Raw genomic sequence first — 20,531 nt, forward strand, 5'->3', positions numbered from 1 at the left:
CTTCCTCTGCAGGTGCCTGATCTTTTCGGGTGTTTCGAGGCTCATCGCCAATCACCCCCTCCTAACCAACTTCGAAAGCACACCAGAAGTCAGGGCCCTTCCCTCCACCGGCATTACCCGGCTTCAGCGGTATTATGACCCTGTCCGACTCCCACCGGCACCGCCGCCCTGACGGCTGCGTTGAGGCCGCTACCCTCATGCCGAGCGGGTCTCCCCCGTTACCCGCATCACCCTTCCGACGTGCCGTGCCCATTACCCCGGCGGATCGAACGGGTGCACATGTCGATTGCTTCCCCGTTCGCGCGGCCTTCCCCGAAATTCAGGCGGGTCGGCATCCACATCATCACTTTCGAGGCCTGCTCAGGCTTCACTCACGTTACGGCCCATCGGATTGCTCAACCGCCCAAGGCGGCCTTTGTCACGAGGCTTCGACCCGGCCAGTTACCCGACCGAGCCGCTCGTCAGCTACCAGACCAATCGACTACTATCTGGGTGGAACCTTCCTCCACTGGTGATACGCGCCATCGGGGCGCACTGAATTTTCCGGGCTAGCCGCGTCGGCAGCCTGCAAGTAGAATGGCGCCGCCGTCCGACGCTGGGTGCATCCGCAGGCGCACCAAGTTTACCATGGCCGCGCTCGCACGGTATGAAAAACATCGTCGTGTCGACAAGAAGGGGAGACGCTTTCCCTCTTCGCCTATGTTCGGCGAGCGGCAGGGGCCCCCGTCTGTACCACCCAGTAGCAATGCATATGCGGCCTTATGGGTCCTGGTACGGTGACGTCTGGTTGACGCTCCCACACTTTAGCCGTAGAAGTATCGCAATTAGAGTAACGGGGATGCAGCGATGGTTTCATCGGCCTTCCTGAACTGGTCGGTGATCGTCGCATGCGTTGCGTTGTCATCCGACGAGGCTGGCGCTTGATCAACACGGATGAATTTGTTCGCCGTCTGAATGACGGAAGCCGTTTCCGCATCGAGCGTGCCGACGGAAGAGAAGCGACCGGCACCTACCGCCTCGTGCCCCCCGCGGAGCATGCCCTGGGTCAGGTGGTCGGCCATTTTGACTATGAAAAGCCCTGTCTGACAATACGCAAGCTGCAGGCCAAGGACGAATTTTACGACGACGAACTAGGCCTTGGGCGCATGGTGTTTCTGCTCCACCTGTCCGGATCGCGACGGATCGAGCTTGGTAGCGCGCATCAGTATGAATTGACTACGCCGACGCTCGCCGTTTATTACCAGCCGCCGGGACTCAACAAGCGAAGTGTCTGGACCCGTGGCGCCAACGAGTTGTCGCTCTCCGTCGGCGTTTGGCCAGATAAATTGTCCTCGCTGTTTGGTTTTTATCCGATCTGCTTTCCGAATCTTTCAGGGCTTGACGGTAATAAGGCCGAGGCATTCTGGTATTCACGACCGCTCCCGTATGCGCTTATATCGGCGGCCGAGCAATTGCTGAATCCCAGCATTCATCCATTGCTGTCCAAAAGCCATATCTCCATTAAGTCCCAAGAGCTCCTCTGTCTCAGCCTGAGCACGCTCCTGTCCGATGGCGAACTCCTTTCCCGTTCCGACCTGGCCTTGAATCGCATTGAACACGTCAAGACCATGGTCGAAGCAAACCTGAGCAACCCGCCCTCTCTGGCGGAGCTCGCCACTACACTCGGCGTGTCCACGCAGGATCTGTCGGATGAGTTGCGCAAAGAAACGGGTATTAGTTACGCCCAATACATCACAGAGCGCAGAATGAAGCGAGCAAAATTGCTACTGGAGAGCGGCGGTAGCCCTCTCAAACGGGTCGCCTACGAGGTCGGCTACGCTCACGCCTCAAATTTTTGTACCGCCTTCAAGCGACAATTTGCGACCACGCCAAAAGGCGCACGCGGGCGCTAGCCCGTCTTATTCAGTGCGCCCCGATGGCGCATATCACCAGTGGAGGAAGGTTCCACCCAGATAGTAGTCGATTGGTCTGGTAGCTGACGAGCGGCTCGGTCGGGTAACTGGCCGGGTCGAAGCCTCGTGACAAAGGCCGCCTTGGGCGGTTGAGCAATCCGATGGGCCGTAACGTGAGTGAAGCCTGAGCAGGCCTCGAAAGTGATGATGTGGATGCCGACCCGCCTGAATTTCGGGGAAGGCCGCGCGAACGGGGAAGCAATCGACATGTGCACCCGTTCGATCCGCCGGGGTAATGGGCACGGCACGTCGGAAGGGTGATGCGGGTAACGGGGGAGACCCGCTCGGCATGAGGGTAGCGGCCTCAACGCAGCCGTCAGGGCGGCGGTGCCGGTGGGAGTCGGACAGGGTCATAATACCGCTGAAGCCGGGTAATGCCGGTGGAGGGAAGGGCCCTGACTTCTGGTGTGCTTTCGAAGTTGGTTAGGAGGGGGTGATTGGCGATGAGCCTCGAAACACCCGAAAAGATCAGGCACCTGCAGAGGAAGCTGTATCGTAAGGCGAAGGCGGAGCCCGCTTTCCGCTTCTACGTGCTTTACGACAAGATCTGCCGTGAGGACATGCTGCGCCATGCCTATGCGCTGGCCCGCGCCAATGCGGGTTCGCCGGGCGTGGACGGCGTGACATTCGCGAAGATCGAGGCGGAAGGCGCGGAGAGGTGGCTGGCGGGCCTGCGCGAGGAACTTGTCTCGAAGACCTACCGGCCGCAGCCGGTGCGACGGGTGATGATCCCGAAGCCGGGGGGCGGCGAACGTCCGCTCGGCATCCCGACCATTCGGGACCGGGTGGTTCAGACCGCCGCCAAGCTGGTGCTGGAACCGATATTCGAGGCGGACTTCGAGGATGGTGCCTATGGCTATCGGCCCAGACGCAGTGGGACCGACGCAATCAAGGAAGTGCACCGGCTTGTCTGCCGGGGCTACACGGACGTGGTAGACGCCGATTTGTCGAAATACTTCGACACGATTCCGCATTCGGACCTCCTCACATCGGTGGCCCGGCGCATTGTCGACCGGCACGTGCTGCGGCTGATCAAGCTGTGGCTGAAAGCGCCGATCGAAGAGCGGGACGGTGACGGGAAACGGCACGTGAGCGGTGGTAAGAGCAGCACGCGCGGCACGCCGCAAGGTGGGGTCGCAAGTCCGCTGCTCTCGGTCATCTACATGAACCGGTTCCTGAAACATTGGCGGCTCACCGGACGCGGCGAGGCGTTCCGTGCGCATGTCATCTCCTATGCCGATGACTTCGTCATCCTCAGCCGCGGGCACGCGGACGAGGCGCTGGCGTGGACACGTTCGGTGATGACAAAACTCGGGCTGACGCTGAACGAGGCGAAGACCTCGCTGAAGGATGCCCGCACGGAGCCTTTCGACTTCCTTGGCTATACGTTCGGACCTCACCGCTACCGGAAAGACGGCCATTGGTACCTGGGTGCGAGCCCATCCAAGAAGAGCGTGCAACGGATCAAAACGAAGATTGGCGATCACTTGGTAAACGGCAACAAAGAGCCGTGGCCCGTGGTCTGCACCCAGTTGAACAGGCTTCTGCGCGGCTGGTCAGGCTACTTTGGCTATGGAACACGCTTGCCGGCCTATCGAGCGGTCGACAACCACGTCTATGACCGTGTTCGCGCCTTCCTGCGCAAACGGCACAAGGTGCAAGGACGCGGCACACAGCGTTTCTCCGACGACATTGTCTTCGGAAAACTTGGTGTCCTGCGTCTTCGACGCGTGCACATTGGACCGCCGCCGCGTGCCTCACGATGAAACCAGTCGGAAAGCCGGATGCGGGAAATCCGCACGTCCGGTTTGATGAGCGGGGAAGGGAGACGGAGCGAGGCCAACACGGCCCAAGCCACCGCGCCCCTCCTCGACTCTACTGGGAGTTGGTGGATGTGATGCAAGCCGTTGAAATGACGTAGGATTTTGTTGTCGAAGCCGATTCGAACCATTTCCCGGAGACCACACCCACCATGAATGATCTTACGCTGCCGCTCGCCGGTTTGTCATCTGTCGGCGGCAAAGTCCGTCGTCGCCCGTTTCGACGGCGGCATCCTGTCGTCCAACAGCGGCGTTCTGGCTCTGGCCGAGGTGGAGAAGCGGCTGCGGGTGGCGGACCGTCTGGCGCGCTGCATCGATGATCCGCGCTGCCCGGACCAGGTCATCCATAGCGTGGCCGATATGATCGGCTTTCGCATGAAGATGATCGCCGCCGGTTATGAGGATAGCAACGACGCCAACCGGCTGCGCTACGATCCGGTCTTCAAGATGGCCCAGGATGCGCTGCCTTCGGGTTGGGATCTGGCCTCTCAATCGACGATGTGCCGGCTGGAGAACCTGCCTGGCGTGCGGGAACTGGTCGTTATGGGCCGTGCGATGGTCGACCTCTATTGCTCTTCCTTCCGCCAGGTTCCGAAGCGGATCGTGCTCGACATTGACGACACTTTTGACGCCGTGCATGGCGGCCAGCAGCTTCGTCTCTTCAACGCCCATCACGACGAATACGGCTTCCAGCCGATTGTTGTGTTCGATGGCGACGGCCGGTTCGTCGGTGCGGTCCTGCGACCAGCGAAGCGGCCGAGCGGGGCTGAAATCCGCCCCCACCTGCGCCGCCTGGTGCGGGCGATCCGGAGCAACTGGCCGAACACCGGCATCCTTATCCGGGCCGACGGGCATTACTGCAGCCCGCAGGTCATCGACTGGTGCCGCGCCAACGATGTCGACTTCATCCTCGGCGTGGCGCCCACCACGACCCTGCGCAAGCATGTCGCGGACCTGGAAACCAGCACGATGGCGCGCTTTGAAGTGTCATCGAAGACGAACAAGGTCCGCCGCTTCAAGGAGTTTTTTGACGGCGCCGCCAGTTGGAGCCGCGTCGAGCGCATCATCGCCCGCGTCGAGGTCGGCGCCCAAGGTGCCGATACCCGCTTCATCGTCACCAACCTTGCAAGTGGCAAGGCCAAGGCGCTCTACGAGGATGTCTACTGCCGGCGCGGCGCTGCCGAGAACCACATCAAGTCGTGGAAGACGCATCTCGCCGCCGACCGCACCTCCTGCACAAGAGCGACGGCCAACCAGTTCCGGCTGTTCCTGCATGCCGGCGCCTACTGGCTGATGTGGGGCCTGCGCGCCGCGATGCCGAAACGCTCGAGCTTTGCCGTCGCCCAATTCGACACGCTGCGATTGCGCCTCATCAAGATCGCCGCCCGCGTGGTCGAGATGAAAACCCAGATCCGTCTGCACCTGCCGACATCCTGCCCCGACCAGTGTATTCTGCGCATCGTCCTCAGCCGCATCCCGCAACTCGCGACATAAACGATGGGGCGCAGACGTCCCGAAACAAACCCGCCGACCTCAACCCGCAAACCCCCGCCTTCCATCACGACGGATCATCGCCGGCGCCCGACGAGGCTTGTCAAAATGCACTCCGAGGGCGGCCAGATCGCCATGCAGGCCGCCGAAAGCCGATCGCCGTGCATCAAGCGGGCTAGGTGATTGCAGCCAGATAATAAATCTTCGCTCCGTGGAATAACTCTCGTGTGTCGCGCACTGAATCGCATTCCGACTAGATCATCCAGTTAGACCACTGGAGCGATTTCATGTCCGCTGGACGCAAAGTCATCATCACGTGCGCGGTTACGGGTGCGGCGCACACGCCAACAATGTCACCATATCTACCGATCACTCCGCAGCAGGTCGCCGAGGAGGCGATAGGTGCGGCGGAGGCGGGCGCAGCCATCGTCCATTTCCACGCCCGCAATCCGGAGGATGGCCGTCCGACACCGGATCCGGACGTATACGCGCCCGCAATCGACCGAGTGCGCCGCGAGTCCAACGTGATCGTCAACATCACGACGAGTGGTGGGCCAAAGGCGACCGTCGAAGACAGGATCGCGGCCGCCCTGCGATTCAAGCCGGAGATGGCCTCGCTGAATATGGGATCGATTTCTCCCTACGGACGGCAAAGGATTCTCGAGAAGTTCGAGCATTGGCAGCACGCTTGGGAGCAGGAACTGTTCGTCGCAGCGCCGTCCCGGGTCTATCCGAATACCGAAGACATCATCACACGGACAATCAAGGAAGTCGGTTCTGGCGGCACACGCTTCGAATGCGAATGCTACGACGTGGGGCATTTGTACAACGTCGCCTACTTCGCAGATATCGGCCTGCTGACGCCGCCCTTCATCATCCAAACAGTATTCGGGTTCAGCGGCGGGATCGGCCTCGATGCGGACAACATGACTCACATGCGCAACGTCGCCGACCGGCTGTTCGGCTCTGATTATCACTGGTCTGTCCTTGCGCCGGGAAAACATCAGTTCCGGCTGTGTACCATGGGGGCAACTATGGGCTCGAACGTGCGGGTGGGGATGGAAGACAACCTCTACCTTGAGAAAGGCAGGCTCGCCAGGTCCAATGCGGAGCAGGTGGCGCGAATGCGGTCCATCCTGACCCTTTTGTCCTTCGACGTCGCAACACCGGACGAGGCCCGGGAGATGCTGGGGCTCAAAGGGCAGGGCCGTGCCGATGGTTGAGACGCGAAAGGTGGTGGGGCGCGTGACGGTCAGGAGCGCAGTTGAAATCCCCGAGGCATCAGACACGGCCAAGAGTCCCACCCGATTCCTATCAGCCTCCGGCCACCCCTTCCTCCTCTTTATTGATCGGGTCAACGGCAACCCCGCCAGGGACCGATCAATCTTTCCCTTCAGATCCGCACGGCGGTGGCTGTGAAGCTTTGGTCGACGCACTCGGAGCGTCTGCCGAGCGATAGCCATGGCTGGCCTTGCCACGGCAATCGATGCTGAGCAGTAATGTGAGGGTAGGCGGGTAATGAGCGAGAAAGCGACTTTCAATCCCATCCGGACTGTACCAGGGCCTTGGAGCGACGAGGAAATCAGGTGTATGCCGACCCGAGGGTTTCAGAAGACGCTTGGGATTATGCTCGACGAGATCTCCCCGGAACGCATCACCGCGCATATCGACATCGAAAACCGACACATCAATTCCGTCGGCGCGGTGCACGGCGGGATACTTATGTCACTTGCGGACAGCCTTGGCGCAATGGGAGCGCTGCAAAATCTCGGAGCGACGCAGAGAACGGCGACGCTCGAATCCAAGACGAATTTTGTACGCCCCTGCGCTGGGGCGAGAGTTATCGCTGAATGCCGACCGCTTCACTTGGGCCGGCAGACATCGGTATGGCAAACGGTTGTGCGGGATGAAAACGGGAAGATCTGCGCATATGTCTGGCAGACGCAGATCCACATCGATGCCAAGGCCTGACCACTTCAGACCAGGTTCACGATTGGCGTCAAGACCTCAAGGCCTAACTCATGCATGCCGTTCCTCTGCCGCAGGCAGCAGGAGTTGGATCGGCAAACAGGAGCATGGGCGGCCTGGGTCACCAGCTGGTTTAAGGCACAGCTAGCGATCGGGACTGCGTGGACTAACGGGACGCCAAGCGGCAGCATGGGGGGCATCGCGATGGCCCCGCCAATTCGCCAGCGCGATCTCTGCCTGACGCAGGTTCCCGACCTCCGGCTTCTCTCTCCATGCCGTTCTGTTTCCCACCTACGGATCTGTGCTGCTCTTGCTGGGGCCACCCCTCATGGCAATTCCGAAGCACCTATATTTCACTTTATGCCATTGGGCCCCCGGGACCAGGTGCAGGCCACCTGACCAAAGCTATCGCCTAGTCTCCTGGAATCATTGGCTACGCGACAAGCCAAGTGACGCCGACGAGATCAGCAAATGCGAGCTTTCATCCTTGATGGGCGGCGTCCTGCAGTTCGGCGCGAGCGACATCCGGGCTATTGGATTGCCAAGAACAGGTAGGCAAGGCCCAGTATTAGCGTACTATCGTTACACGCTAGATAAGCATATCTCCAACAAAGGAGCAGAAAAGTACTGTAGCCTTCGCCGCTTGATGCTTGATACAGATACCGCCGCCGGTGAACTGTGGGGTTCGGAGAGCGGCCAGATGACGGGCGGCCAGCGAATAGACGACGGGGTTCTCTGATCCTAGAGAGTGAGGTGCTGGAAGAAGAATGCGTTTGTCGGGGATGTACTCATTGAAGCTCGCCCTTTCGAGCGACAGTCTTCTGGCGAATATCGTTCGCCTGATCGACGTACACCCTGACGGCATGCGAATGCGTATTTCTTTTGGGTGCATCCAAATCCGGGCTGCCAAGCGAGTTCCGTCCTTGAGCGGAATCCATTGTTCTCGATGACGGTGAACGTGTGTCTATTAGCTTCCTGCGCATGCGTCGGCACAGGCTGTGCCGACAGGCTTTCCGTAGCAGCCCGCGGAGACATGCCTATAATTGGCGTTGCTCACAACATAGCTCGTTGTCCCAATCCTTTGTTCACCGCACGTTTAAGTTGATTCTAATTCAGCTCTCTGGTCACTAGGTCGACCCATAGCGCAATGCCGAGGGGCAAAGCGCGGTCGTTGAAATCATATTCGGGATGATGAAGGGCGGCGGTCATGCCGTTTCCCATAAAGATGATGGCGCCGGGGCGGGCCTTCAGCATGTAGGAGAAATCTTCCGCGGCCATTATGGGCGCCATGTCGCGCTGCACCGCGGTATCTCCAGCAAAGCGTGCCGCGGCGTCGCCAAGAATGCGGGCCTGGATAGGATGATTTACCGTCGGCGGGTAACCACGGCGGTAGTCGAGTTCGGCCTCTGCGCCAAACGCCTTGGCGACGGAGGTGGCCAAGGCGCCGACGTGGCTTTCGACTTTGTCGCGGCTGGTGTCTGACAAGGTCCGGACAGTGCCCTTCAGAACGACTTCAGACGGGATGACGTTATAGGCGTCGCCAGCGTGGATGGATGTGACCGAGAGCACTACCGGGTCAAGAGGGTCGACGCTCCGTGAGACTATACTCTGCAGTGCGCTGACTACGTGGTTTGCTACTAGGATTGGATCGATGGTTTCGTGCGGCTGGGCCGCGTGTCCGCCTTTGCCGAGAATCTTGATGTCGAAGCGGTCGGATGCGGCGAGCATTACACCGCCCGACAGGGCGAAAGTCCCGACCTTCATACCTGGCATGTTGTGAAGAGCGTAGACTTCCTCGATGCCGAAACGCTCGAAAAGGCCGTCCTCGGCCATCATCTTGGCACCGCCGCCCCCCTCCTCCGCAGGCTGGAAGATCGCGACCATTGTACCGGAAAAGGCGCGCGTCGCGGCGAGATGCTTTACGGCGCCAAGCAGGATGGCCATATGCCCGTCATGCCCACAAGCGTGCATGCGTCCGCGAGTCGCCGAGGCGTAAGGCAGATTGGTCGCCTCAATGATGGGCAGAGCGTCCATGTCGGCACGGATGCCGATGGTGCGACTGGCCGGTGCAGATCCACCCCGGATGACCGCAACGACTCCGCTTCGACCGATGCCGGGCGCGACCTCGTCGCACCCAAAGCTTCGGAGGAGGTCGGCGACGCGTGCGGCCGTGCGGTCGACGTCAAACAGAAGCTCAGGGTAGCGATGAAAGTCGCGACGCCAAGCAGTCGCTGCTGCTATGAGGTCCTGGTTCGGCGTCATCCCGGCGAAGCGAGCCTGTGAGGGCAGAGGTAGCGGGCCTTGCATATCAGAGTCACCCAACGTTGATTGTGTCGGCTCAGGATGGAGACAGGCGGGCGTCATCGGATCTCACTCTCAAAAATCCGGAACGTCTCTGTGAGAAGCTCCATGTAGAGGTCGATTTCCGGCTCCGTTATGATGAGCGGTGGAGCTGCCATGAACCACTCTCCGAATTTTCCGCCCGCAGCGCGGCGAGAATAAATATGGAGGCCAAGATCGCGGGCGATTTCCGAGACGCGGTAAGACGCCTGCCTAGCGGCGGGGAAAATAGCCTTGGTGGCTTTGTCCTCGACGATCTCTACTGCGTTCAAAAGCCCTATGCCGCGCACGTCGCCAATAGTTGTGCTTCTGTCCTTCAATGCGTTTAGCTTTTGACGAAGGATGACGCCCATGCGCTGGGCATTTCCCATCAGATTCTGGTTCACCAACTCACTGAGAACCGCAACTCCGATCGCCGAGGAAAGGGGATTGCCGGAATAGGTGTGGCCATGCAAGAAGCCACCAGACTCGACGACCTTGTCAACGATCCTGTTGGGCGCAATCATAGCGCCAAGCGGCGTGTATCCGGCGCTCAAGCCCTTCGCGCAAGCGACAAGATCGGGCAGCGCGTCGGGCCAGTGATGAGCGGCCAAAAAAGTTCCGGTCCGGCCCGCGCCACACATGACCTCGTCGAAGATCAACAGAACGCCGTAGCGGTCGCAAATCTTCCGAACCTTGGAATAGTAACTGTTCGGCGCGACCAATGCGCCGGTGGCGACGCCGCCGACCGGTTCCATGATGAAAGCGAGTACCGTGTCCTCACCTTCCGCGAGAATCTGTCTTTCGAGCTCGTCCGCGCAGTGGTCAGCATATGAGTGGAGGTCGTAGCCCTCAGGGAGGCGATAGCTCAATGGTGCCGGAATCTTCGGCATTACCCGCATAATCGGGCCGAACATCTGGTCCCGATCCGGATCTCCGGTGACCGCGGCGGCGCCGAGCGTCGAACCATGATAGCCTGGTATACGCGCAAGGATCTTCGAGCGCTTCGGTTGACCCGTGACCACGGCGTATTGACGCGCAAGTTTGAGGGTAGATTCGATGGCCTCCGAACCGCCGGAGACAAGAAAAGTCTGATCAAATCCTGGGCCTGCAAGCTCCGAGATCATCCTGCACAGCGTTTCGGTCGCCTCGCTGGTGAACGCCGTGCGGACGACATAGCTAAAGCGCTTGGCCTGTTCGATCATGGCGTCGCATACGCGCTCGTTGCCATGGCCGATATTGGCGGCGACCGCGCCGGACGACCCGTCGAGATAGCGCTTGCCGTCGGTATCCCAGAAGAAGATGCCTTTGGCATGCGAGATCATGGGCGTTTTGGTGACGCCGCGCCCAGCGTAGAAGGCCCCGCCGGAAGACTCTTTTTGAACGGGTTTAGGCTGCGTGCTCTGTGTGGACATCTTGCTGCTTATTCCTGAGCTGTTAATTGGTTTCGGAAAGCGGAGGGCGGCCTCTTTCAGCGGCGTCGCATCTATGCGCGACGCTCACGCCACGGCGCATGGTTTAAGTGCGTCGCGGACGGAAAGAGATTCCAGTTCGAGGAGAGCTTCCTTCAAATGCACGGCATTCGCCTCCCCGATAATGGGGCTTGTCAGAGTGAGGAACTTGGCTTCCACCTCTGCCGGCCCAAAAGCCGGCCCGCCGGGCGCGCCGGTCGGAATCTCGGCCTCGGCGGAAACGGTTTTGCCATTCTCAAGAGTGACGCTGACGCGGGCAGGCAGGAGCTTTTTTGCGTAGAACTTCTCATCGGCGCCGGCGAGCGTTGAAAGACTTATTAGCGACGTAGTCTCGTGGAGGCTTTTGTCCGCCAAGTCGTCTTCGCGCAGACCTATCGTGGACGACTTGTCGTGCAGTTCGAGGGCGAGCGCATAGGGGATATGGAACGCTGCCTCGACCGTCGATTGTGGCCATGGGCCGTTGAAGTCGCGGACGAACTCGCTCACCGTCTCAACGTGAATGCTCTTGATGTCGGCGCGGCCAAAACGGTGGCGGCTCAGCAACGCGCGCACGCAATCAACTGCCGTGTGGATCCAGCGGCAGACGCCATACGGCTTGAAGCCGGTCTCGAGGATGAAGTAGCGTTCGCCCCACCGGTCGAGCATATTCTGAGGTTCAAAGCGGTCGGACCCGGCCATGACCCAGAACCCATCATCGCCGTCAAAGATGGTGCGATTGCCGTGGAAGCCGACACGAACAAGGTCCACCGCGGTGATGGCGCCCTTGTTCGCCCATCCATAGTTGTTCTTCAAAAGGCTCATCGGCCGCGAGTGAAACTTGCGCAGAAAGGGGAGTGGGGCATGCATTGGGGTCAACCCGTAGGCATCCGCGATCTGCGCGGCGGTAAATCGGTACAACAGGCTTGCCGCTGTGCAGGCGCCGAAGATCTGCCAGGTGGCGTAGCCCTTGACTTGGCAGTCGCGTTCCTCGCTGGGGCGCATGGCGGTGCCAAGGCGCAGAGACATTTCGTAGCCGCCCACAATCGCTGCAATCACCTCCTTGCCGGAACTGTCGACCTCTTCGGCTACGGCGAGGGCGGCCGGGATAATCGACGCGCCGGGATGTCCGAAAAGGATGTAGGAGTCATCGAGGCTCAACATGCTGGCGCTATGTGCGTTGGCATGGGCCGCATTGGCGGGATGGAAGCGCAGCGACGTGCCGAAAACGGTGCTGGCCCCACCCGAATCTATCCGCCCGAGGCAAGGCGTCATCTGCTTGGCCCCACGCGACGCGCTTCCCGCAATCATGCAGCCTACATGATCGAGCACGAGAAGCTTCGCCTTGTGACGTATGTGTGGCGGCAGCTCGTGATATGTGAGGCTGGCGACCTTATTGGCGACGTCTTGTGTCAGCGACATGTTTTCAAACCTAGTCAAGAATGCAAAGCAAAATGTGGGGCTCGACGTGTGGGCCGCAGGCCCCGCTCATTTGGAGGGTGGTTAATTCTGGATCCAGTCGTTCCAGCGGTCGATAAGCATTGCCTTGTTTGCGTTGATCCACTCGGCGTCCGGAACCACCATTTTTGAACTGATCTGCTCGGCGGTTGGAAGTTTGGCCCGCGCTTCCGCAGTCATGTACTGGAGCGCCTCCGTACTAGGCGGCATACAGGCAAGGGCTTCGCAAATCTTCCCCTGCACTTCGGGCGAGTCCAGGAAGAATTTCATCAGTTCAAGCGCTTCTGCCTTGTGGGGCGCGCCCTTCACAATGGCGTAGCGATCGCCCACCAGAAGCGCTCCATCGTATGACCATTCGATGGGCTGACCTTCGTTCTTGAGCGCCGTGGTGCGGGTCATCCACATGAAGCCGGCATCATATTCCCCGTTGCGGAAGCCCTGTGTCGTCTGGTCGCCGGTCGTCCACCACAGCCCCACATGCGGCCGCAATTCGTCGAGCTTCTTAAATGCGCGATCGACATCCATCGGATAGAGCTCGTGGATGGGCACGCCGTCGGCCAAAAGCGCCGCAGTCAATTGCCGCCAGGCGTCCGGCTGCGCTGGCATGGCACGCATACCGGGAAAGGCCTCGGTGTCCCAGAATTCCGCCCAAGTTTTCGGACCGCCGTTGGGAAAATGCTCCTTGTTGTAGGTCATCAGCGTCGCACCTCGTCCCCAGAGGACGCCTGATGCCTTGCAGGAGCCAGGCAGTAGATCTGCTCGGCCCTTGAACTGCGCGCAGAAGTCGTCAATGTTCTCCGCTCGCTCGGCATGGGACGGCGCCTCGGCGTCCATTTCGCCGTCAACGAAGATATCCAGTGTGACGTTGCCGGTTTCGAGCATCGCCTGCACCTTGGCACGCAGTTCGGCAGAATTAGCGGTCGGGACTACGACAACCTTAATGCCGGTGGCCTCTTCGAATGGATTCAACCAATATTCGCGGATGACCTTGTCGTAGGCACCCCCAAAGCCTGCTAAAACGACTTGGCGGTCCTGCGCCATCGCGAGCGGCACGCAAGCGACCAGCGAGAACGCCGCGAGTCCATAAAGTCCAACCACGAGTTTGGTCTTCATTTTTCTACCCCGAGGGCTTTTTGACCATCGATACAAGAGCGGAATCGAGATCACGTTACACTCTCACGTTTCATTGAATCTGATCACTTGGTACCCGGCGAGTGCGGCTCATCGTTGCGGCTCAACAACTGCAGTGTAAGAATTTTTGGGCTTCTTTAGAATTTCCCATCAGTTATGAGCGCGGCGGCTTCGTTATTCCAATTATGAGCCGTCTGACCCCAGACACGGCAGAGGTGACAACGATCGCGCAAGCACCAGGTTTTGCCGTCGCAGCGCCGGCGAGGGGCCCGGCAACCGCTTTCATGTCACTTGAAGGGCAGGCTGGGCAGGAAGATGATCAGGGATTTGCTCTGTTCAGGAATAGGCGTATCGTGCCCATCAGCAGGATTGAGATAGCAACGATGACCGTGGAGACGACTGCGATGACCGGGGTGAGATTGAAGTCGATGTCCTCGAACAGCTTCCTGGTTATCGTCTTACCCCCAATGCCGGAGATGAAAAAGGCGATGGTTGCCTCATCGAACGAGGAGACGAAGGCGAAAACCGCGCCGGTGATCACGCCAGGGGTGATTTGCGGCAGGACGATCTCGAAGAAGGCGCGGCCGCGCCCGGCCCCGCAATTAAGGGCAGCCATTTCGAGAATGGGATCGAAACGCTGCAGCGACGCCGAGACGGCAATTACTACATAAGGAACGGTCAGCATGGTGTGGGCTAACAGAAATCCGAAGAAATTTCCCGTCAGCTGAAGCGGCGCGAAGAAAAGATAAAGTGCGATTGCTATGATGATATGGGGAACGATCAGGGGGCTGAGCGCCAAACCGAGAACAAGCGATTTCCCCGGCAGATCGCCTCTGACCAAGCCGACCGCGGCAAGGGTTCCGACGAGCGTCGCTGAAATGGTGGTGAAGAAGGCGATGCGCAGACTGAAAAGCGTCGCCGCGATCCAGTCTGGGTCGCTGAAGAACTGGCCGTACCAATGCAGCGTCAGTCCCGAGGGCGGAAACTCGATGTAGGGGGCACTGCCGAACGAGATCGGTATGACGATCAGCGTGGGCAGGACCAGGAAGAACAGGATTAGCCCAATAACAGCGCCTGCGGCGAGTTTGCCGAGCACGAGGGGACGAAACTGGCGCGTCTGGCTCCAGGCGATCATCTCAGACATTGGCAAATCCTCTAGAGGTGGCCAAGGCCCTGCGGAACATGAAGGTGAGCACCAAGGTAACCACAAGAAGTACCGTAGCCAGTGCGCCAGCAAACGACCAGTTGAGCAAGACCGTCGTCTGCTGTCCGATCAATGTCGCCATCATCAGGGTCTGAGGGCCGCCTACGAGGGCCGGCGTGATGTAGAAACCGAGTGCAAGGATGAAGGTCATCAGCGTGCCGGCAAAGACGCCGGGCAGACTGAGCGGCAAGGTCACCTTGAAGAAGGTAGCGAAGACGCCGGCGCCGAGGTTTGCGGCGGCCTGGGTCAGTTCCTTTGGAATGGTCCGTAGGGCGCCATAGATCGGCAGGATCATGAATGGCAGCATCACATGTGTCATGGCGACGATCACCGCGCCTACGGTATAGATCATCTTGAGCGGTTCTTCGATGATGCCGGTTCCAATAAGGATATCGTTGAGGACGCCCCTGCGCTGCAACAGAATGATCCAGGCATAGGAGCGCACAAGAACCGACGTCCACAACGGGATCAGGACGCAGGCTCCAATCCAGAGGCTGAGCTTGCCGCCCGCGCGCGCCATGGCGAAGGCAACCGGATATCCAAGGACGAACGCGCCGACCGTCGTCGCAAATGCGATCCAGAGCGTACGCAGCAGAACCTTCAGATAAAGTGGTTCGATGAACATGCGGACATAGTTGTCGAAGGTGAAGCCAGGGTCGAACAGGCTACCGACCAGCATGCGGCCAACCGGGTATAGAAAGCTAAAGAATAAAAGCAGAAGGAGGGGCAGCAGCAGCAAAGCCGTCAAGAGCGGGGGATATCTGCCGCCGGTTCCGGTGACCACGAAGAGCCGCCCAAAACGTGACGCGGGGGCGGGACTGACGGGAGACACGTCCAGACTGTTCATTGAACGCCGTCCTTGCCTGAAAACAGGTGAATAGAATCGGCTTGGAACAGGATGTCGACCGCATCGCCCCGCGCGAATGCCGACAGGTCTCGGCTTGCCGATGTCTGGATATGCAGTGGAGGGCCGTTGCGTCCATCGATGTTAACCAGAAGAATCTGGTGTGTGCCGAGATAGATCGATGTGTCGACGGTTCCGGCGATGGCGTGAGGACCGCCGGACCCGCGTGCGGCAAGGGAGATGTTCTCTGGCCTGATCGCAGCCTGCAGCGACAGTCCGGGAGAAAGCTCAACGGCGCGTCCGTTGACCGAACGCGTCACGCTGAGCGTCGAGGCGTCGGCGACCCTGATCTGGTGGCCGGCCTTCTCGGATCCCAGATATTCGACCGACAGGAAGTTCATCTTGCCGATGAAATCCGCGACGAATGGGGAGGCGGGCTCACTGTAGAGATCGGCCGGACTACCGATCTGGACAATGTGACCATCGTTCATGACCGCAATGCGGTCCGACATGGTCAAGGCTTCTTCCTGATCGTGGGTCACATATATGACCGTAACGCCAAGACGCTGCTGAAGAGTCTTGATCTCGATCTGCAGCTGTTCGCGCAGTTTCTTGTCGAGCGCGCCGAGCGGCTCGTCCATCAGGAGCACGGGGGGCTCAAAGACCAGCGCCCGCGCGAGGGCAACACGCTGCTGCTGCCCCCCGGACAATTGGGTGGGCATCCGGTCGCCATAGGCATCGAGCTGGACCATGGCGAGGGCATCGCCGACCCGGCGCGCGATCTGCGCGCGATCGATCTTACGCATGCGCAGGGGGAATGCGACGTTGTCGTGCACCGACATGTGGGGGAAGAGGGCATATTTCTGAAAGACCATGCCTACATTGCGCTTGTTGGGCGCGACGTAGGTCAGGTCCCTCGCACCGATTTCAATGAGCCCCGCTGTCGGCAGATCAAAGCCCGCGATCATCATCAAGAGGGTCGTTTTGCCGGAACCCGAGGGCCCGAGGAGCGAGAGAAACTCTCCCGCTTCCACATCGACCGACACATCCTCGACCGCGGTGACAGATCCGTAGCGTTTCAGGATTTCACGGACCGTGACCCTTTCACCTTTCATTACGTTCCCCATTTATGTTCAGTTGAATCAGACCTGTGTCATCACAGTTCGCCTTGATCCCGATCCGAATGGTCTTCCATTTTATCATGCTAGACATCGGGACGCTCAGCACAAAGCCCACACACATTATGATAATGCCATATTGATTATGGCTGGAGGATCTTTGCTCCACTACGGTGCATCAATGATCATGCTGGCGACAGAGTAGCGCAAAAGTGTGAATTGCGGAGTTGAGCGCCTCAACGGGGTGTGATCGCCTTCGCCGGTCGCCACCTATCACAAGCGGGTCGAAATCAACGGGTGCGAGCCGCAACGCCATGCACCTCTTAGATTGTAGCCTTTTCCCAACTGTCGTCTTACTGAGCTTGGACTGCCCGGTCAGGCGGATCCACGCAGCTGTCGTTCCGGTCACCAACTCAGCGGGCCAAGCACGCATCCCTGATGGCGCGGATAGCCTGCAGCGCCTCGATTCCACCAATCTCGGGTCCCGGCAAAGACGACAGTTTCACCGCCGCAAAATCGGTTTGCGGGTCGATGTAGATGAGCTGTCCGCCATTCCCGCTGCATATATAGGCCCGTTGCTCGGGATCCTCGATCCAGAATGAGTTGTGGTAGGCGCCTTTCGGCAAATATTCTCTAGCGCCCTGAAACATTCGGAATAGATCGCGACTAGCACTTCGCGTCTCCTCGACCCATTCCGACGGGACGATTTGCTTTCCATTCAGCTTTCCGCCGCGCAGGTGCAGTAGCGCGAAGCGAGCATAATCACGAAGAGTCGCATTGAAGCCGCCGTCGGTGCAGGGAAAGCCGCCACGGTCGACGGTGACATAGGCATCTTGCTCCGCTCCCATCGGCGCCCAAAGTTCGGAACTGACGAGCTCCGGGAACCGCTTTCCGCTCGCACGCTGCACGATGAAACCCAACACGTTGTTCTCGGGCGAACGGTAATTGAACCGTTCGCCATGCGGGCTCTCCTGCTCGGTCAGCCTCAGGAGGAGCTGCCATGTGGTCTGTGGGTAATCGTGGTATTCAACCGGCCTCCATCCTGCAGCCTGCATGAGCATGTGTTGATGAGTATAAGCCTTCGTGTAGGGTCCGGTGATCACCACACCGGTCGTCATGTCCAGCACCTGCTGCACCGTGGCGCCGCGATAGGCTGTCGCTTCCAACTCCGGCAGATACCGTGTCACCCGGCTCTCCGTGTCGATGAGCCCCCTGTGGACAAGTATGCCGCATACGGTAGCCGTAATCGACTTCGATACCGACATGGCGAGGTGCTGGCAGTGCGGCCTTAGTCCGTTCATATATCTTTCAGCTATGACCTCGCCGCGGGACAGGATGAGGAATCCGTCGGTAAGGCTCTTGTCCAAAAATTCGCGAATGGTGGAACGCCGTCTGCCAACCTCAAACTCGATGCCATCGATGTCCTTGATCCGCTCCTGCAACGGCAAGACAGGTCCCCGGCCACGCCAGATCGACGCGGTCGGCATAAACTCACGAACACGCTGAAACGTCCAGCGGTTGTAGGGCGCAAGATCCCACTCAGTTGGTGGAATGATCGGCGCGCCGGGACCCATCGGATCGGGCTGCCAGTCGGGGCTGGTATCGTTCACGCTTTCCTCCTCCAATCCCATTCCGGATCATGCCGGCAATTCTGGCCACCCTCGCCGTTTTCGCGACCGGCGCAGAGGCGCGCCTTCCCGTTCACGCCGGATGTGCTGACGAGATTGAGTGGACTAACTTACTCGGAATCACCGTCAGCGCATGAGCAACCAGAGTTACGGACGTTTATGATCGAGATAGGTGGTGCGCGGTTTACCTGACGAGGCACAGATGATCCCGCAACGAGACATTTCGTAAAATCACAGACGTTCGGTTTCCGTTGCAACTTCCAGCCCGCAGCCTCAAACCTCAAACTGCGATTATAGCAGGCTCAACTGCCGATTAGTGGTCGCCAAAATTACAAACTAACGACCGGAGCAACTCGTGAATTTTTTACTCCAGCCGTCCGCGGTGATTCGAGAACAGAGTGCAATTTTGTCTAGCCGCTAATCCACGCAGTCCAGCGCTCGATAAGCTTTTGGCTGTTTTCCGCCAGCCAAGCCGCATCCGACTTCACGAGTTTGGACCAATTCTCTGGTGCGGTCGGCAGATTCGACGCCACATCGGCATCCAGGAAATCGTCGGCATGCTTGTTAGGTATCGCGTAGTTCAGCCGCTTGGCGAATTCCGCGGCTGCTTTTGGGCGCGCGTAGATATAGTTGAGCAGTGCCATAGCGGCAATCTTATGCGGCGCGCCCTTTGTGATACCAAGCGCATCTGCGTCGAGCATGGCACCGTTCCACACGAAGGAAATCGGGAATCCTTCTTTGCGAAGCGTTGCGACACGTCCATTCCAGACCATTGTTGCAACCACTTCTCGGGTCCGCAGCAATTGCTGAGCTTGGTCACCGCTGGTCCACCATACGGCGATGTTCGGCCTGAGTTCGTCGAGCTTCCTGAACGCGCGGTCGACGTCCAGTGGGTAGACATCCTTTGGGTCGGCGCCGTCCGCAAGCAATGCGGCGCTCAGCACGTACCAAGGGCTGCCGAAATTGGGGAGGGCCCGTGGACCCGGAAACGCCTTTACGTCCCAGAAATCGGGCCAGTTCTTCATGCCTCCGTTCGGAAACTCGCTTTCATCGTAGGCGATGCCGTTGCCCGTCGCGGCCCAGAGAACCGCCTTCCCTAAGCACGACCCGTCGACTCCCTCGGACTCAACATTGGGCAACTCCGAACAATCGCCCAGATCCTCGACATAGTTCGCGAACGCCGGCGACCGCACAGTGTCGTAGGTCGTGGCGAAGACGTCCCATTCCATGTTATTCGCTTCGCTCATGGCGCGCACCTTTGTTTGGACCTCAGAATAGCCGCCGGTGCTGACAAGGACTGTCTCGATCCCGGTCTCCTTGGTGAAGGGGTCGTAGAACAATTCCTTGAGCGCGTCGTAATAGACCCCGGTGCCGGCAGTCAGGACCACCTTCATCTGTCCCGCCGACTTGGCCGCGGCAACTAGGTCGTCAGTGGAGGCGCCCGCGGCGTGCGAAGGCCAGAGGCCAGGGGTCGCCGAAATGAACGCTAACCCCGCGGCGCTTTTCATAAATCGGCGTCTGTTAGGCATGAGAAAGCTCCCCTTTTGACATGGATTATTAGCGTTGAACTTCAACCTTACGACGCCTGTTGGTTAGACCAGATTTGTTATGCTCGGACCTTATTTTGTTATGATGTCGCTACCGGCAGGCTGGGTGAACCAACCATCGTCGAAACGGGCAAGGGTATTCGCATCCAGGACGCGCATGGCAACCAACTGATCGGCGGGTTCGCCGGCCTTTGTTGCCTGAATGTCCGCTACAGCCGTGCCGAAGTCGCTGAAGCGATGTCCGCTAGGCTTATCGTCTTGCTTATTACCATTCTTACGCTGCCCAGACGACGGACGAACTCGCGATCCTCTCCGATCGCCTCCCAGGCTAAGCTCGTCTGATATTATAACAACCTCCGCGGCAAGCCGAACAAGATCATCTCGGGTGAGTTGGGTGTCACGGTTGCTCTGTCGTATCTGGTTCAATGACGGGCATGAGCTTTTATTGCGACAATATGGACGCCCGCTTTCGCAGGTCGTCCACACCGGTGTTCCGCATCATTACTGGGGCGCAAACCCTGGGGAGACCGAAGGCGAATTTTCCGCGGGACGAGCCGTCGAACTCGATCAACTGGATACCTCGAACTACCCGCATTTAGGGAC

General features: G+C 59.3%; 13 protein-coding genes and 2 pseudogenes. 6 read left to right on the plus strand and 9 right to left on the minus strand.

Annotation, left to right across the window (positions count from 1 at the left end; translation table 11 throughout):
• Nucleotides 1-920 precede the first annotated feature (920 nt).
• The 5 genes and pseudogenes from ACFOJ9_RS01475 (at nucleotide 921) to ACFOJ9_RS01495 (ending at nucleotide 7,234) form a co-directional block, all read left to right on the plus strand.
• On the plus strand, nucleotides 921-1,892 hold the full coding sequence (locus ACFOJ9_RS01475) for a helix-turn-helix transcriptional regulator (protein WP_378976594.1): 972 nt from the start codon (nucleotides 921-923) through the stop codon (nucleotides 1,890-1,892).
• 503 nt (nucleotides 1,893-2,395) lie between these two features.
• Nucleotides 2,396-3,718, plus strand: coding sequence for a group II intron reverse transcriptase/maturase (ltrA, locus tag ACFOJ9_RS01480; RefSeq protein WP_206073813.1), 1,323 nt, complete (start codon nucleotides 2,396-2,398; stop codon nucleotides 3,716-3,718).
• Between the two features lie 206 nt (nucleotides 3,719-3,924).
• Nucleotides 3,925-5,266 (plus strand): annotated as a pseudogene (locus ACFOJ9_RS01485) (IS1380 family transposase).
• A 284-nt stretch (nucleotides 5,267-5,550) separates the two neighbouring features.
• Nucleotides 5,551-6,486 (plus strand): BKACE family enzyme, encoded by a 936-nt coding sequence (locus ACFOJ9_RS01490; protein ID WP_378976596.1) that lies wholly within the window; start codon nucleotides 5,551-5,553, stop codon nucleotides 6,484-6,486.
• Between the two features lie 367 nt (nucleotides 6,487-6,853).
• Nucleotides 6,854-7,234 (plus strand): PaaI family thioesterase, encoded by a 381-nt coding sequence (locus ACFOJ9_RS01495; RefSeq protein ID WP_378976598.1) that lies wholly within the window; start codon nucleotides 6,854-6,856, stop codon nucleotides 7,232-7,234.
• A gap of 1,104 nt (nucleotides 7,235-8,338) precedes the next feature.
• Here ACFOJ9_RS01495 and ACFOJ9_RS01500 read toward each other — a convergent pair.
• From ACFOJ9_RS01500 to ACFOJ9_RS01540, 9 genes are all read right to left on the minus strand, one after another.
• The gene (locus tag ACFOJ9_RS01500) at nucleotides 8,339-9,493 is read right to left on the minus strand and encodes a M20 aminoacylase family protein (protein ID WP_378976600.1); all 1,155 of its coding nucleotides are present in this window, start codon (nucleotides 9,491-9,493) and stop codon (nucleotides 8,339-8,341) included.
• A 98-nt stretch (nucleotides 9,494-9,591) separates the two neighbouring features.
• The gene (locus tag ACFOJ9_RS01505; protein ID WP_378976578.1) at nucleotides 9,592-10,965 is read right to left on the minus strand and encodes an aminotransferase family protein; all 1,374 of its coding nucleotides are present in this window, start codon (nucleotides 10,963-10,965) and stop codon (nucleotides 9,592-9,594) included.
• Nucleotides 10,966-11,049: 84 nt separating this feature from the next.
• Entirely contained in the window at nucleotides 11,050-12,420 is a 1,371-nt protein-coding gene (locus tag ACFOJ9_RS01510; RefSeq protein ID WP_378976602.1) for an MmgE/PrpD family protein, read from the minus strand.
• A gap of 81 nt (nucleotides 12,421-12,501) precedes the next feature.
• Nucleotides 12,502-13,569, minus strand: a complete 1,068-nt coding sequence (locus ACFOJ9_RS01515) for an ABC transporter substrate-binding protein (RefSeq protein WP_378976604.1) — start codon at nucleotides 13,567-13,569, stop codon at nucleotides 12,502-12,504.
• Nucleotides 13,570-13,906: 337 nt separating this feature from the next.
• Complete coding sequence (locus tag ACFOJ9_RS01520; RefSeq protein WP_378987493.1) at nucleotides 13,907-14,722, minus strand: ABC transporter permease; 816 nt, start codon at nucleotides 14,720-14,722, stop codon at nucleotides 13,907-13,909.
• A gap of 1 nt (nucleotide 14,723) precedes the next feature.
• Nucleotides 14,724-15,638 (minus strand): ABC transporter permease, encoded by a 915-nt coding sequence (locus ACFOJ9_RS01525; RefSeq protein ID WP_378976606.1) that lies wholly within the window; start codon nucleotides 15,636-15,638, stop codon nucleotides 14,724-14,726.
• Nucleotides 15,635-16,750 (minus strand): ABC transporter ATP-binding protein, encoded by a 1,116-nt coding sequence (locus ACFOJ9_RS01530; RefSeq protein ID WP_378976608.1) that lies wholly within the window; start codon nucleotides 16,748-16,750, stop codon nucleotides 15,635-15,637. Before ACFOJ9_RS01530 ends, ACFOJ9_RS01525 begins: the two co-directional genes overlap by 4 nt.
• A 416-nt stretch (nucleotides 16,751-17,166) precedes the next feature.
• Nucleotides 17,167-18,363, minus strand: a complete 1,197-nt coding sequence (locus tag ACFOJ9_RS01535) for a serine hydrolase domain-containing protein (protein WP_378976610.1) — start codon at nucleotides 18,361-18,363, stop codon at nucleotides 17,167-17,169.
• Nucleotides 18,364-18,791: 428 nt separating this feature from the next.
• Nucleotides 18,792-19,775: an ABC transporter substrate-binding protein gene (locus tag ACFOJ9_RS01540; protein ID WP_378976612.1), complete on the minus strand. Its 984-nt coding sequence runs from the start codon at nucleotides 19,773-19,775 to the stop codon at nucleotides 18,792-18,794.
• Between the two features lie 237 nt (nucleotides 19,776-20,012).
• On the opposite strand from ACFOJ9_RS01540, the pseudogene ACFOJ9_RS01545 reads away from it, so the two are divergent.
• A pseudogene (locus tag ACFOJ9_RS01545) lies at nucleotides 20,013-20,502 on the plus strand (aspartate aminotransferase family protein); the annotation flags it as partial.
• Nucleotides 20,503-20,531: the final 29 nt, after the last annotated feature.

The organism is Mesorhizobium cantuariense, assembly GCF_042647205.1.
Lineage (GTDB): Bacteria > Pseudomonadota > Alphaproteobacteria > Rhizobiales > Rhizobiaceae > Mesorhizobium > Mesorhizobium cantuariense.

Bases quoted from the DNA above. Each gene is read 5' to 3' on its own strand.
- ltrA (WP_206073813.1), top strand. From the start codon at position 2,396: ATGAGCCTCGAAACACCCGAAAAGATCAGGCACCTGCAGAGGAAGCTG.
- ACFOJ9_RS01490 (WP_378976596.1), top strand. From the start codon at position 5,551: ATGTCCGCTGGACGCAAAGTCATCATCACGTGCGCGGTTACGGGTGCG.
- ACFOJ9_RS01495 (WP_378976598.1), top strand. From the start codon at position 6,854: ATGCCGACCCGAGGGTTTCAGAAGACGCTTGGGATTATGCTCGACGAG.
- ACFOJ9_RS01500 (WP_378976600.1), bottom strand. From the start codon at position 9,493: ATGACGCCGAACCAGGACCTCATAGCAGCAGCGACTGCTTGGCGTCGC.
- ACFOJ9_RS01505 (WP_378976578.1), bottom strand. From the start codon at position 10,965: ATGTCCACACAGAGCACGCAGCCTAAACCCGTTCAAAAAGAGTCTTCC.
- ACFOJ9_RS01510 (WP_378976602.1), bottom strand. From the start codon at position 12,420: ATGTCGCTGACACAAGACGTCGCCAATAAGGTCGCCAGCCTCACATAT.
- ACFOJ9_RS01515 (WP_378976604.1), bottom strand. From the start codon at position 13,569: ATGAAGACCAAACTCGTGGTTGGACTTTATGGACTCGCGGCGTTCTCG.
- ACFOJ9_RS01520 (WP_378987493.1), bottom strand. From the start codon at position 14,722: ATGATCGCCTGGAGCCAGACGCGCCAGTTTCGTCCCCTCGTGCTCGGC.
- ACFOJ9_RS01525 (WP_378976606.1), bottom strand. From the start codon at position 15,638: ATGAACAGTCTGGACGTGTCTCCCGTCAGTCCCGCCCCCGCGTCACGT.
- ACFOJ9_RS01530 (WP_378976608.1), bottom strand. From the start codon at position 16,750: ATGAAAGGTGAAAGGGTCACGGTCCGTGAAATCCTGAAACGCTACGGA.
- ACFOJ9_RS01540 (WP_378976612.1), bottom strand. From the start codon at position 19,775: ATGAAGGTGGTCCTGACTGCCGGCACCGGGGTCTATTACGACGCGCTC.